The organism is Alteromonas sp. ABH4_454 (assembly GCF_056311775.1).
Genome location: NZ_CM149972.1, coordinates 3951536 through 3965302 on the forward strand (window position 1 = coordinate 3951536; position 13767 = coordinate 3965302).

Here is a 13767-nt window from a genome sequence, read left to right on the forward strand (position 1 = left end):
CTCGCACTAATCATCGCTTTTATTTTTTAGAGATGTAGACAGCAGTAGACCTTTATTTGCAGCGTTGGAAAGACCATCGACACTCCAGTCCGTCCACGCTGCCATTTCTTTATATGCATTAATAAAAACAGTGGTATTTCGACCATTATTTTTTGCTTGATACAATGCCCAGTCCGCAATCAAAATGGCATGTTCCCATACCTTTGAATCTAGTATGCAATCATCCCAAGGAAGCTTAGTTGCTCCTATTGACATTGTAATGGGCTTAGGTAATTCCAAAACATGGTGAAGCGTCGCTATAGCGTTATGAAGTCGCTTATTAAACTCACCAATATCGTTTGGATTTATTGACGGGACGACTAACAAAAACTCTTCTCCACCCCACCTTATTAACCTATCAGTATTTCGACTGACTGTTCGTAGCGCTTGGCCAACATGATGTAGTGCACTATCACCCTTATCATGACCGTATGTGTCGTTTAGTTGTTTAAAGTTATCAAGGTCGATAAGAAAAATAGCGCACACTTCATCGACGCCAACTGACGCATCCTGCTGTTCTGTTTTCGCATTTACTGCATCAAAGATCTTGGGAGCGAAATTTTTAACTGCTCTTCGATTGTATAAACCTGTTAGCGGGTCGGTAATTGCCGCCTCTTCTAGCGCTTTGTTTTTTTGTTGAAGCTCGCTGTTTACGCGCTCAAAAGCGGCAGTACGCTCATTGACTCTAGCTTCAAGTATCTCGTTTCGTTGTTGATACGAAGCAATGCGAAGGCGGTAAATAATATAAAAAACTGCAAGCAAGGCTAAAACGCCGACTAGCTTAGCCCAGTTAGACTCCCACCAATGAGGCGTTACATAGAGTACTATTGCGTCTCCAGGCAGCCAACCCTCGCCATCAGTTCTAGACTGGACTTCAAAAACCGTTTCTCCCGCTGACAACTTAGCTAAAAAAGCCTCTTCTCTTGAACCGGAATATATCCAATCACTGTCATCTAAACGATATCGATATTCTGGGACCGACTCTGCCGAAAAAATTGGACGTGAAAAAATAATCTCTGCATTTCTCTTTGTGTTGAGATTTATTCGATTGCTGTAGTTATTTTCTCGCTTGCCATCAACATAAACACCCGTAATGACAGTTCGCGCCGCTAACTCATGGTTTTCACTTTTCTGAACCGCTACTACACCGTTTAATGTTGGCAAATATAGGGTATCTTTAAACACTATAGATCTTAAATTACCCGCGCCATTACAACATCTCAAATCGGCTCGTGCGCTGAAATTGCCATCATCTCGCAAGACAACAGTGCTCTTTACATGCGAGTCAGTAATATCGTCGATTTCCACATACGCAACGCCACTTGCACCGCTTAACCAAAGTTTATTACCACGGGTTGTTACACTGAAAAAATTTTGAAATGGTAGTCCGTTCTTAATGTTAAATGAGCGCCACTGCTTACTTTCATCAAGCATCAACAAACCCTGACCGTAAGTTCCTACGAAAAGCCTTCCATCATTTAACTCAAGTAGTGAAGAAGCAAACACACTGGTACCGTTAAGTAACTCTACTTCCTGCCACTTTCCATCTGTTTGGCTAAACAATCCTGACTCTGTGCCTACCCACAGTACACCGTCCTTCGCTGTCAGGATGCTGCGAACTGATTGCTTTTCAAATAGTGGAACGGACTTAAAATCGACACCGTCAAATTGGAATAGGCCCTTTGTCGTCGCTATATAAAACGCATCATCTCCTTGATATAAGGTATTTATTTGCAGACCTGTAAATTCAGGTATCGCCTCAAACTGTGATGCTCCGTTCTTGCTCCTAAAAAGGCCTCTACGAGTGCCAACCCAGAATTCGCCGTTACCTTCAAAAATACTATAAGCATCGCTACCTTCTATTGCGCTGGGAGGAACTATTAGTGTCCAGTCGTCTTCGGAGTTACTTTCAAACACACCTTTGTTTGTTGCTGTGTACAAGCGATCTTCCCGGGCAAAAAATGACCATATACGAGCACTAGATATATTTTGTGTAGGAACTACGCGCCTTACGTTCGTTTTCCAGTATATTACTAACCCATTTGCTTTCGTTCCAAGAAACCACGTTTCTTCATCGTTAAGAAGCACGCTGTTGTCGAGCAGAAGGTTATTATCTACAAACGGTGTTAAGCTATTGAAAGTTGGCTCAGCTTCTGAAGAAATATCAAGAAGCTGGCCTTTATCCGAAACCGCCACTACGCCCCCGTTTTGAGTGCTAAATAGGCTCTTAAATTTAATTTCAGCAAAGGCTGGCATTGTCTTAAAAAGACAGCTTTCAGATGATAGTGTGAAGCGGTGAAGTTTTTGCTTTTGCAATATGTAGACTGTATCTTTTTGCACTAACAGACGTTCTGCGTTGGCAAAAACGCCAATGGGGTAGCGGCACTTCTCATGCACTGAGGATGTAAGACTGGTCTGCAGCAACTCACCTTGAGACGTTAGCAACCACAAATGACGAGTGTCATAATACGAGTTTGTAAAAGTAATATCTGCGTAACTGTAAGGCTTGGCTTTGTCGCCTTGAAGTGACCATAGTGAATCAGTAATTACCCACACCATGTTTTTAGCATCGGCGATAACTTGCTTTATTGGTTTGTCATCAAAATTAACGCCAAATGCTTTGAACTTACCATCATCGAAACTCACTAACCCGACGCCAGTCACTATCCAAAGTCGTCCTGTATTATCAAGAAACAGTGCATTGATCCAATTAGAGCCTAACTCCGGTGTATTAATGGTATTGAAAAACTCGAATTTGCGTCCGTCAAATCGAGCAAGTCCGTTCTCTGTGCCAAGCCACACAAAACCATTGTTATCTTTGACTATTGATTTGATAGATATCTGAGGCAACCCTTTTGCCGATACATATTGCCCTACATCATAGGTCGGTACGCCAGCCACGCTCCACTTTTCAACGCGGTAGCTTTCGCCCCACGAAGCAGCACTCGAAAGACTCAAAAGAACAATGATTAAAGAAGATAGACAGGTGATATTGAATAAAGAAAAGGGACGGTTTTTCATTGAACCTCAAAGAAAACAATTAAAGACGTCGGGAGCTTGAATTTCACAATAATGGAGACGTGCTATTTAAGAACAAACCTTTACGACAATAGTTGTCCACATCACCTACACTGTCAAATCAACATTCGTATGAATTTAATCAGAAAAAGACCACGCTATGAAGCGGCTTAACTTGCTCCCCTGCACCATATCAATGACTTTACACTGCGTCGCACCATAATAATTAATGCTGGTTTTAAGCGGTTTCAAATGAGCACTTTTCGACACTAAGCAGGTGAACCATTCTACGTTGTCTTTCACAGAAACACTTTCTTGAACCATGCGCTGAATGAAGGCAAGTTCACCGCCTTCGCACCACAGTTCATTCGCTTGGCCCGCAAAATTCAAGTTTGCGTCCTTACCTTGGTAAGCGGCATTTTTACCCTTTAGCTTAGATGTACTATCCCCTAAACCTTGAACTCGATTATCGGTAAACTTTGCACCACTTCGCTTCTGCTTATTGCGAGTTAAATTGGATGTCTTCCTACGCGTGCCAGACAGGGCTTCTTGGGCAGATTTATGAAACGGCGGGTTGCACATAGTAAAGGTAAACTGTTCGTTCTCTTCAATTACGCCATTGAAAATACTTGCTCTATTGGTTTGTTTACGCACTTGGAATTTATCGGCCAACACACTGTTTTTGCTCGAAATGACTTTAGCGCTTTTTACAGCAACTTCATCAACATCGCTCCCCACAAACGACCAGTCGTAGGACGCAATACCAATAATAGGATAGATAGCATTAGCGCCCACGCCGATATCTAATCCACGTATATCTCGCCCACGCCCGTTTTTTAAATTAGACCTTGCTGATTTTAATAAGTCAGCAATACCGTGAATATAATCTGCTCTTCCAGGTACAGGGGGGCATAGGTATCCATCGGGAATATCCCAATACTCTAGGCGGTAATAGTGATGAAGCAAAGCTGCATTAAGTACCTTCACCGCTTGTGGATTAGTGAAATCTATACTGATATTGCCACTTTTAGCTTTAACGAGAAAAGGCTTAAGCGCAGGGTATGACTGGCACAGCGCATCCATTGGATAGCCGTTTTTATGGAGATTTTTAGGATGCATGGAGCGCTACTTTTTTTGTGAAACTAAAAACTGAGATTGCACGTTTTCATCGAGCAATTGGGCGCCACTACCTTGGGCTGCCACCTTATCGTCAGTATTGTAAAGCCTACAGCGCTCTAATGACAAACACCCACAGCCAATACAGCCTTCCAGCGAGCTTTTCAAACTGGTCAGCGCCGCAATTTTTGCTTCGATATGCTGATTAAACACCGTACTTAATTTTGCCCAATCAGCTTGTGTTGGCGTTCTGTTGTCAGGAAGTGTAAACAAAAGATTCTTTATATCAGCAAGGGAATACCCCATATTTTGCGCGATTAAAATAAAAGAAACTCTGCGAATGACAGAACGAGGGAATGCTCTATTTCCGCCATTTGTGCGCACAGAAGGAATGAGCCCTTCGTTAGCATAATAGCGAATTAGTGAAACAGCATTGCCAGTACGTTTAGCAATAAAGCCAATGCTTACCATAGGTTCTGGTGCCATAACGCCCCTTTTTCCAATTTCAAAATAGCGGGTAAAAAAACGCTTGATCTAAAGTTAGCTTTAGATATTAAGCTGTTTTTCGTTGATTATCTATACAAGGAAAAACACATGACCACGGCATACTTAGAGCACACAAATATCACCGTTGAAAACCCTGATGAGCTAGCAAGCCTTCTCTGCACTTTGTTCGATTGGAAAATAAGGTGGAGCGGCGGCGCTAAAAACGACGGCTACACGGTACATGTAGGAAACGATAAAGACTACCTTGCCCTGTACAGACCGAAAACTATTAATGAGATAGGGAGCGACTATAAAACCCTGGCTAACGTTAACCATATCGGCATTGTGGTTCAAAATTTAGACGAAACAGAACAGCGGGTTCTTGCCTTAAATTTCAATACCTACAGCCACGGCGATTATGAACCGGGTAGACGCTTTTATTTTATGGCACAGCAAAACATAGAAATTGAAGTCGTTTCATATGTGTAATGCCATTGAGTGTTACACCTAGCTGAACTTTGAAATTTAGTGTTAGATTAACGTTACCTCACTCGTGCGCGTTTTTACTTAATTTTTTTGCTAAGTTTGTTTGCTAAAAATGTACGCGCACTGTGATCATTTCAATAATAATAGACAGGAAACATGGATGAGAAAGGTACTAGCGATAAGTCTAGGTTTAGTAATGTTATCCCTATCAGCAAGCGTATGGGCAGATAACATACTTAGTATGAAACAGCGCAGCGAGCTGATTGACAAGATCACCGTTGAACGCTTCAATTCCGTGCTGCCCCAAATTATGGAGCGTGAAGGCATCGACATGTGGGTGTTAATGTCCCGGGAATACAATGAAGACCCGGTTTTAAAAACCATGCTGCCTTCAACCTGGATTTCCGCACGACGCCATACCATGTTAGTCATTTATAACCCAGGCGATGGTCAACCACTGGAACGTTTAGCCGTTGCAAGATATGCAGTAGGCTCGCTATTTAAAAAAGCGTGGGACAAGGAAGCACAACCCGACCAGTGGGAAGCATTGAAACATATTATCGAGACCCGGAATCCCTCAAAAATAGCTACTAATACGTCGAATGCATTTGCTCTTGCAGATGGCATGACTGCTACTGAACACGAAAAATTTATGGGTGGACTTTCTGAAGAACTAAAAAGCCGAGTAGTGAGTGGTGAAAGGCTGGCTATAGGTTGGTTAGAAACTCGAAGTGAACTGGAAATGCAGTATTATCCCGTACTCACTCAAATTGGTCACTCTCTGATAGCGACAGCATTTTCAAATGAAGTCATCACACCTAACGTAACCACTACAGATGATGTTGTCTGGTGGCTTCGGGATCAAACTCGTGCGCTAGGGCTCACCAATTGGTTTCATCCTACGGTTTCCATCCAAAGGCAAGACAATGAAGTGTTTGATCAAATCAGTGCTTTCAGCAAACGTCCCGGAGAAAACATCATACGACCGGGCGACCTGATACACGTTGATTTTGGCATTACCTACTTGCGACTTAACACGGATCAACAGCAGCATGCCTACGTATTAAAACCTGGAGAAAAAGACGCGCCAGCGTCACTTAAAAAAGCACTTGAAGCGGGTAATAAGCTGCAAGACATTTTGACCAGCAATTTTAAAGTAGGAAGAACGGGCAATACTATTTTGAGTAAGTCGCGACAGCAGGCTATCGAACAAGGGATCACGCCCGCTATTTATACTCACCCGCTTGGTTTTCACGGGCACGCGGCAGGGCCAACAATAGGAATGTGGGATGCACAAGAAGGTGTGCCAATTCAAGGTGACTACCCAATGTTTGCACAGACGGCCTATTCAATTGAGCTTAATGCAGCGAGCTTTATTAAAGAGTGGAACAAAGAAATTAGAATTATGCTGGAAGAGGACGCATTTTTTGACGGGAGGTCAGTAAGCTATTTAGATGGCAGGCAGACCGAATTTCATTTGATTCATTCAGATGAAGAGCAATAAATAAGCGTATAGCTTCATGCCTTTTTCAAAAAGTAAGAGGTATCTATTGGCAAGAAAAGCCAGTGTAGAAAAGGGATTTAAAAGTAAAACTCGTAAAGTGTCAGGCCTTTCGCCTTTTCAAGCGAAAGGCCATGAAACTGTACAAAATATTAGCAGTAGGTTGCTATCCTAAAACGCGGTCTTATTCAGTCTGCAGTGCGAACTACTACGTTTTCTGCGCTGTATTCACGTACAAAGTCAGACATTTCTTTGTGGTTACAGATAATGTTCTCACCTTCCAGACCAAACTTCGCTAGTGCTGCATCTTTACCTACAGAAAGTGCTTCTAGACACGCTTGTGAAGCAACATCTTTATTCTTTGCAACAAGTGCTACTGTTTTTGCGTTTTCAGTTGCCTTGTTGTTCTTGTACATGTAAGCGAAAGTGCGAAGTGATTCACCGTTACAACGTACAGATGCACTGAACTCTTCAGCGTTGATACCTTTAGAGCGTACAAGACGCAAAGCAGAGCCAAAACCCTCTTTAGCCGCAGTCAAACACGCTTGTGTTTCGATGTTGTCGTTAATTGGCTTTAGTACTACATCTTTTGCGAAAGATTGAGTAGCAGCAACAGATAGTGTTAGAGCAATAGCGAAAGTAGACAGTTTCATTTTTGAATTCCTATTTTGTAACTAAATTAGATATCACCTAAGTGATGTGTACATTATGACCAAAACTTTCAAAAAATAAAGCATTTTTCGTAATTTAATTACAGAAAATAGGATTTAAACATACAGATCACGACAAAAATGAAAGTAATTTACATAAAATAACAACATTTATATAAAAATTTACATATAAGTCTTTTTAGTTACAGGTCGCCCATTACAAGCGCACAAAAAAGCGCGCATGAAATTACTTTCAGCGCGCTTAATTCAAAAAATTATAGTGAGGTAATAGTTGTTGCCAGCGTAACCTTAAATTTTTGACCTACAAAATGAGATCGTGCATCCAATTAAGTGATGGCAACTGCTGTTCTGGTTGGTAAAAGAGGCGATTGAGTCTACCTAATAAATTAACGGAACGACTAGGATCATGCGCTTTAACTCTGTGCTCGCTTTCAGTAAGCATGAACTCCCATGGCTGAAGATTGAGTTCGTCTACCTCTTCCTGCTTAATGCCTAGAGATTTTAGCGTTGACAAAATTCGCTCTGTTTTGCTTTCTGCAATAGGAATAATTTCGTTACCGTATAATCTATCGAGCGGCTCATTAATAGCTTCTAACGTGTGATTTATCGCAGCCCATACCTCATCGTGATCAAATGCCCAGCCTCGCGGGGCATAATAACCTTCTATTTCCCATTCAAACTCGGCATTACTCACCGCAATAGAGCTCTCGGCTTCTGGAGAATAGGCCAAATCTGGCTTGGCGCCGATATTGTAAGCATCTACGCTCATGGCGATACAAATAATTAGATCACCGCAGTATTGCTTATTTGTATAAAGCGCTTCAAATGCCGCGCGCTTAACGCCCATCCAACCATGCACCTTTGATGGCTGCTCCACGAAGTGCCTCACATCATCGGGTAAATCTTCACCGTACGCGTTTATGAGCAAAGGCAGCGGATTTTGATCTGGCGCTTCTTCTGGCATCCACACTTCGTATTCTTGTCGGTTATCTGCTTTCCCGCGACTTTTTATTCCATATGACAAATTTACAGGACGACAAATACTTCTATCTTCATCTACTTTATGAAAATACTCAGAGCGCATACGCTTTATAAATGGTGCATCTAACCCTGCTAATGCTGCTGTTGGATAGCGATAGCCTATTTCACTATGCTCAACCATGTGTAACGTTGGAATAGCTTGTGTTAACTTATTTTTAAGCCCTGCCAGCGTGTTCACTTTTGGAAGAACAATACTTCTTTCAGGCTCTATAGTAAGTCTGCTTCCATCTTCAGTAACAAATTTCGGTGTTTTGTGAAATTCATAACCTGTGAAACCCAGCACATTCACTGCGGCGTTTCTATATTGAGAAAGCTCAGTAAAAAGCGCAGTATGATTGCGAATATGTTTAAATAACGGTCTTGATGCGGTCATATTTACTTCCATTTCAGCTACTTCCGTTCTAATTCAGCGTTTACTCACCTAATTTTGGTTTAAAAAGCGAAGCCATATCTGTGCGCCCATATCATCGTATTTTTTTACAAGGTTACGGTAACGCTCTCGCATCGCCACATCCACAAGTGGTGTTGGCAGCAAAGGGTCAAAGACCAAGTGATATAACGCCTTATCTCCTATCACATAAGATTCTTTGGTGGATTCTTCAAGGGGTAAAGTAGGCAATCGGGCAAGAGATTTCTCTAGTTCACTGCATCCTTCTTTATAAAGCGTTTCTAAGTTTAGGTGGCTCCATAGTTTCATAGCCTTAGCTTGCGTTTGATTATCAAAATCGCTGGCGCGAAACACAAGTGCTTTGCCTGATAGACCAAGAGTGTGAAGTTTGTCTCGCACCTCACTTACACCACCTGAAAAATTGTTCGGCCTAATATACATATCACTTGAAAGTTTCATCATACCCACAAGCTTAAGGGCACGTTCAGTAGTCCTCAGCTGCTTTTTATCACTTTTAGGGAGTAAACTGGTTTGAGCAATAATCCAATCGTTCTGCCAAGGTACAAGGCTATTTTCATCCTCTCGCCACTGATGTATTTCTTTAGCAAATCTAATCCCCTTGTCAGCCAATTTATAATCTCCCCTGTCAACCAAGGTGATGAGCTGGGCAGACTGCAGGCGTGTGAGCGTTACTCGAATGTTGTTTTCGGAAATACCAAACAGTGCTCCCACACGAACAGCCGCACTAGCATTCATTTTAATATTGTCACGGGAACCCAGTAGCTTTAGCAGTAGTTTTCGTGCGACGGGCTTTTTCTCTTTTTCTAGCAGCAAGTTCTATTTACTTCTTTTTTTAGATAGTGGCTAAGCAATGACTTCTGTTTCAACTTATTTGATTGCTTACATGGCATAAGCTCAGCCATGTCGCTTCCATCATTATATAAACAAAGGCCCGGCACAAACATTACATAATTTATTAGTTTACAACCACTACTGTAATATTCTAGTGTAATGATTTAATGTAAAGCCTTAGGACAACGATACGCTTTACATATTCATTGAGTGGAAATGCCATGACCTCATCTAATCGATTTGTTACGCACCTTGTAGAAAACCAACCCACCATTCCAGCCCCCTACAATTTGTGGCGTGATGATGCGTTGCTACGTGTGTTTGTAAATCAGCATTTGCCACCATCCCGCCAGTATGACGAAGGGTTACTAGATAAATATGGTCAACTTGCAGGTAATGCACTTATGAATCATGGAGAACTCGCTAACAAAAATAAGCCCGTTCTTCAGACCTTTGATCGCTATGGCCGTCGTGCAGACAATGTAGAGTTTCATCCTAGCTATCACGCGCTTATGGAAAGTGCGATGCAACACAATGTGCATAACTATTCGTGGAAGCATGAGGGGGTTGAGGGTGCACATACTGTTCGCGCAGCATTAATGTATATGCATTATCAAGCTGAGGCTGGTACGTCTTGCCCACTGACCATGACACACGCCGCTATTCCGGCTATGCGGTATGGAAACAACTTACCACCTTACTACTTAGATAAAGTTATCAACGGCGAGTACGACCCTCGTTCCTTACCGGCAAGCCAAAAATACGGGCTGACAATTGGTATGGGGATGACTGAAAAACAAGGAGGTTCAGATGTTAGGCGTAATACAACTAAAGCGACTAAGCAGGCTGATGGCAGTTACCATATTGTAGGACATAAGTTTTTTTTCTCTGCCCCCATGTGCGATGCGCATCTTATACTTGCCCAAGCCGGTGGCGGACTGAGACTGCTTCTTACTACCAAGAGTATTAGAAAACGGTGAACTGAATAACGTGCGCATTCAGCGCTTGAAAGACAAGTTAGGCGATTGGAGCAATGCCTCTTCGGAAGTTGAATTTCAGGACGCTACAGCATATTTAATTGGCGAAGAAGGCCGTGGCGTGCAGGTAATAATAGATATGGTGTCATTGACCCGACTAGACTGCATGATTGGCTCATCTGCTCTTATGCGGCAATCACTGGTTCACGCCTTACATCACGTCAGTCACCGCGACGCCTTCGGCAAAACGCTAATCAACCAGCCTTTAATGCAAAATGTGTTGGCAGACTTAACAATAGAATGCACAGCTGCTACCGCGCTTACTATGCGCGTGGCAAAAGCGGTAGATAGTGCGCCTGATGATAGCCATGAAGCAGCATTGGCAAGGCTGGCCACGGCCATTGGAAAATACTGGGTTTGTAAGCGCACGCCTATGTTTGTAAACGAAGCGCAAGAGTGTTTAGGTGGTATTGGTTATGTAGAAGAAAATCCTATGTCCCGTTATTACCGCCAAGCCCCGCTAAACTCTATTTGGGAAGGCAGTGGAAACGTGCAATGCTTGGATGTACTGCGCGCACTTGCCAAAGAGCCGAATGTTAAAGAGGCCTTGTTTAAAGAGCTTAAAACACAGGTAGGCAAAAATAAGCACTATGATATGCACCTTAGTAAGCTGTTTGACGAGTTATCAAATACGCAGAATATGGAAATGCGAAGCCGATATTTAACTGAGCAAATGGCGCTCGCGCTTCAGGCATGCTCTCTTCTTTTTACGCCGCTCGACAACAACGACGCCCTTATCGATATTGCCCACGCGTTCTGTGAATCTAGGCTTGGCAATGCTAGTGGTTTTGCTTTAGGTACATTACCCGACACAACACCATTTGAACGCATTATTGCGCTGGGGCAGGTTTGTTATAATTGAGCAAGATAAAAACCTTTCGTTATTGCCGCCCCCATCCCTTACCACCCATTTCAACTAACCGAGACGCGGCTCGTCGAAAAGAAAAAGCGAGATCATTGGCAGACGAAAATTGTGCCAGTGACACGCCAATTCGCCCCGTCGCCGACCATTCATAATATTCGCCCTCTTTGGTGCGGATCATTGTGGTCGCAAAAGAACTCGAGTTTCCTCCCTTGTCATTGACAATCAATTCGCCATCACCGTCACTGCTTTCGACTTGCGCTTCAAAATCAACAAACAATTCGTCGAGCGGGACGTGTGCCGCTAGCACCAAGCGGGTACGAGATTCATAACACGCGTCAATGAGAGTCACGAACCGTCGCGCTTCGTTAAGGTAATTGGCGTCCAGTTGGGGGACGCGGTCCATGATGATGACCGGAAATCGCCGGCAGAGGGAAATATAATCGGCCGCCCCCAGCGGTTGGTAGCATAACTCGGAAAAGTCAAACCAGGCGCACCGGTCATTGAATCGGGCGACCTGGACGCTGCGACCAAAGAGGACGGAAATGCTCTCGGTCTCATTTGTGGATGTAGTGCCACCAAATATTTCTTCCAACTGCCCCTGTATGTTGTTGTTAATATTATTATCGCCATGAACACTTTTATCTGACCAAAAATAGGATTGGCCATCCGCCCTACTTTCAAGTCGATAATCCTTCTGGGAATTATCCATAGAAATAACGTCGAACGCGTCTTTTAACATGTCTATGAATGGCAAAAAGAGAGAGCGGTTAATGCCTCCCTCATAAAGGGCGTCGGGGGAGCGATTCGAGGTAGCCACCACCACGACATTCCAATCCGATAAGTATAAAAAGAGTCGTTTCAAAATCATGGCATCGGCAACGTCTGTCACTTGAAATTCATCGAAACAGAGGAGTTGGGCTTCTTGTGCCAATTGTTGCGCAATTATGGGGATCGCATCATCCCGTGGGTGCTCTTGTTTGTAGACGAAGATTCGATGATGGACGTCCAGCATGAACTCATGAAAGTGAACGCGGCGTTTGGTTATTTTTGCGTGTTTGTGACTGTTATCTTTAAAGCAAGAATCATCAGGAACATTAACCAAGTCGTAAAAGAGATCCATTAGAAAGCTTTTGCCGACCCCTACCGGCCCATGAATGTAAATACCTCGCGGTGGTGGACCAGAAGACCACAAATGGAACTTCTTTCGAAGAAAGGACTGCTCGGATGCCAAAGAACGCACCAATAACAGCGGACCGTTGCTTGTAGTGCTGCCCACTGTCTGATGGTCGGTGCGCATGGGTACTGGGGGGAGCGAAGCAAGAGACTTGTATAGAGCATCGAGTTTTGCCGCCAGAGCAAATTGCGCGTTATCTTGTTGCACCTCCCCCGCATCCACCTTGCGTTCATACGCCGCTGTCACTGGGCCTGAAGGAAGTGACTGCCGTGCGACGCGGTGTTGTACTGCCATACTCTTCATCATGAACCTGATGAGTTTATCAACATGGTGGTTTGGTACGTTAGATTTCTGTATGGGTATCAATCGATATTTATAGTTGAGATTCAAGCTTCGGATTTCAACTTACAAAAATCAGACATAACCATATGAATAAATTAATTAAAATAGTTTTTTTACAGTGGTGTATTTGATATCTAAACTAAACAAGAAACCACTTAAACTGAACAACACTTACCTACACCTATACAAACCAACTCAAAATGGATTAACCGAATACCCTTTTTGCGCCAGGCGAGCGTGGGCTGTCATGGCTGATAAGTCCATTACCACTCCATCTATCAAGGCGCTTTTTTCAACGCCATGAGCCCGCAGCAGACTGCCCGCACACTATCACTTTAACGCCTTGCTCTATCAAAGCAGTAAGTAGAACTTCATTGCCGTTAGGTTGCCCCTTGCGCTGTTTGAAGAGTTCAGTCTTTAACATTTCTTCTGTGGCAGAACCGTGAACCACAAGCGCAAGCGAAAGATTTTCCGGCTTCACACCGTTAGCTACATGCATATTGATAAAACGAGCCAGCGACTCAAACTTGCGGTTAACCTCGCCTGGTTTTGCCGCTTTAGCTACGTCAAATGCAACCTTGAATGTCTGATTTTCAGTGAAACTGATGCCTTCCACAGGCGCATGCTTTCCGAAAGAGCTAAACACTGGACCATATTCAAAATCTGATTTAGCTGAAACCTGCCCCGTTATAAAGAACGCTACTGCCAACACAATTGCCGCTTTGCCGTTCACTTTTGTCAAACTCATTTC

Annotated in this window: 10 protein-coding genes and 1 pseudogene; 3 read left to right on the forward strand and 8 right to left on the reverse strand. The window is 43.3% G+C overall.

What is annotated here, in order from left to right:
• Positions 1–6: 6 nt before the first annotated feature.
• The 3 genes from ACYX4W_RS17315 to soxR form a co-directional block, all read right to left on the reverse strand.
• Positions 7–3060, reverse strand: a complete 3054-nt coding sequence (locus tag ACYX4W_RS17315) for a ligand-binding sensor domain-containing diguanylate cyclase (protein WP_476073998.1) — start codon at positions 3058–3060, stop codon at positions 7–9.
• Between the two features lie 135 nt (positions 3061–3195).
• Positions 3196–4176: a 23S rRNA (adenine(1618)-N(6))-methyltransferase RlmF gene (gene rlmF, locus ACYX4W_RS17320; protein ID WP_476073999.1), complete on the reverse strand. Its 981-nt coding sequence runs from the start codon at positions 4174–4176 to the stop codon at positions 3196–3198.
• A gap of 6 nt (positions 4177–4182) precedes the next feature.
• Positions 4183–4659 carry a redox-sensitive transcriptional activator SoxR gene (gene soxR / locus ACYX4W_RS17325; protein ID WP_476056129.1) on the reverse strand — a complete coding sequence of 159 codons (477 nt, stop codon included), beginning with the start codon at positions 4657–4659 and terminating at the stop codon, positions 4183–4185.
• 108 nt (positions 4660–4767) lie between these two features.
• Here soxR and ACYX4W_RS17330 point away from each other — a divergent pair, with 108 nt between their 5' ends.
• Together ACYX4W_RS17330 and ACYX4W_RS17335 are read left to right on the forward strand one after the other, a co-directional pair.
• Positions 4768–5148 carry a VOC family protein gene (locus ACYX4W_RS17330; protein ID WP_476074000.1) on the forward strand — a complete coding sequence of 127 codons (381 nt, stop codon included), beginning with the start codon at positions 4768–4770 and terminating at the stop codon, positions 5146–5148.
• A 157-nt stretch (positions 5149–5305) separates the two neighbouring features.
• Entirely contained in the window at positions 5306–6649 is a 1344-nt protein-coding gene (locus ACYX4W_RS17335) for a M24 family metallopeptidase (protein WP_476074001.1), read from the forward strand.
• A gap of 185 nt (positions 6650–6834) precedes the next feature.
• Here ACYX4W_RS17335 and ACYX4W_RS17340 read toward each other — a convergent pair whose 3' ends face one another.
• The 3 genes from ACYX4W_RS17340 to ACYX4W_RS17350 all read right to left on the reverse strand — a co-directional run bounded on the left by ACYX4W_RS17340 (position 6835) and on the right by ACYX4W_RS17350 (position 9580).
• Positions 6835–7299 carry a DUF3718 domain-containing protein gene (locus ACYX4W_RS17340; RefSeq protein WP_476074002.1) on the reverse strand — a complete coding sequence of 155 codons (465 nt, stop codon included), beginning with the start codon at positions 7297–7299 and terminating at the stop codon, positions 6835–6837.
• 319 nt (positions 7300–7618) lie between these two features.
• Positions 7619–8731, reverse strand: coding sequence for a hypothetical protein (locus ACYX4W_RS17345; protein ID WP_476074003.1), 1113 nt, complete (start codon positions 8729–8731; stop codon positions 7619–7621).
• 48 nt (positions 8732–8779) lie between these two features.
• Positions 8780–9580, reverse strand: coding sequence for a PaaX family transcriptional regulator (locus ACYX4W_RS17350; protein WP_476074004.1), 801 nt, complete (start codon positions 9578–9580; stop codon positions 8780–8782).
• Positions 9581–9819: 239 nt separating this feature from the next.
• Here ACYX4W_RS17350 and ACYX4W_RS17355 point away from each other — a divergent pair.
• Positions 9820–11497, forward strand: a pseudogene (locus tag ACYX4W_RS17355) (acyl-CoA dehydrogenase family protein).
• A gap of 19 nt (positions 11498–11516) precedes the next feature.
• Here ACYX4W_RS17355 and zapE read toward each other — a convergent pair.
• Together zapE and ACYX4W_RS17365 are read right to left on the reverse strand one after the other, a co-directional pair.
• Positions 11517–12968 carry a cell division protein ZapE gene (zapE, locus tag ACYX4W_RS17360; RefSeq protein WP_476074005.1) on the reverse strand — a complete coding sequence of 484 codons (1452 nt, stop codon included), beginning with the start codon at positions 12966–12968 and terminating at the stop codon, positions 11517–11519.
• A 340-nt stretch (positions 12969–13308) separates the two neighbouring features.
• Positions 13309–13764 carry a DsrE family protein gene (locus tag ACYX4W_RS17365; protein ID WP_476074006.1) on the reverse strand — a complete coding sequence of 152 codons (456 nt, stop codon included), beginning with the start codon at positions 13762–13764 and terminating at the stop codon, positions 13309–13311.
• Positions 13765–13767: the final 3 nt, after the last annotated feature.

Excerpts from the sequence above, each read along its gene's own strand:
- ACYX4W_RS17330 (WP_476074000.1), top strand. The coding sequence starts at position 4,768 with ATGACCACGGCATACTTAGAGCACACAAATATCACCGTTGAAAACCCT.
- ACYX4W_RS17365 (WP_476074006.1), bottom strand. The coding sequence starts at position 13,764 with ATGAGTTTGACAAAAGTGAACGGCAAAGCGGCAATTGTGTTGGCAGTA.
- rlmF (WP_476073999.1), bottom strand. The coding sequence starts at position 4,176 with ATGCATCCTAAAAATCTCCATAAAAACGGCTATCCAATGGATGCGCTG.
- ACYX4W_RS17315 (WP_476073998.1), bottom strand. The coding sequence starts at position 3,060 with ATGAAAAACCGTCCCTTTTCTTTATTCAATATCACCTGTCTATCTTCT.
- soxR (WP_476056129.1), bottom strand. The coding sequence starts at position 4,659 with ATGGCACCAGAACCTATGGTAAGCATTGGCTTTATTGCTAAACGTACT.
- zapE (WP_476074005.1), bottom strand. The coding sequence starts at position 12,968 with ATGGCAGTACAACACCGCGTCGCACGGCAGTCACTTCCTTCAGGCCCA.
- ACYX4W_RS17345 (WP_476074003.1), bottom strand. The coding sequence starts at position 8,731 with ATGACCGCATCAAGACCGTTATTTAAACATATTCGCAATCATACTGCG.
- ACYX4W_RS17335 (WP_476074001.1), top strand. The coding sequence starts at position 5,306 with ATGAGAAAGGTACTAGCGATAAGTCTAGGTTTAGTAATGTTATCCCTA.
- ACYX4W_RS17340 (WP_476074002.1), bottom strand. The coding sequence starts at position 7,299 with ATGAAACTGTCTACTTTCGCTATTGCTCTAACACTATCTGTTGCTGCT.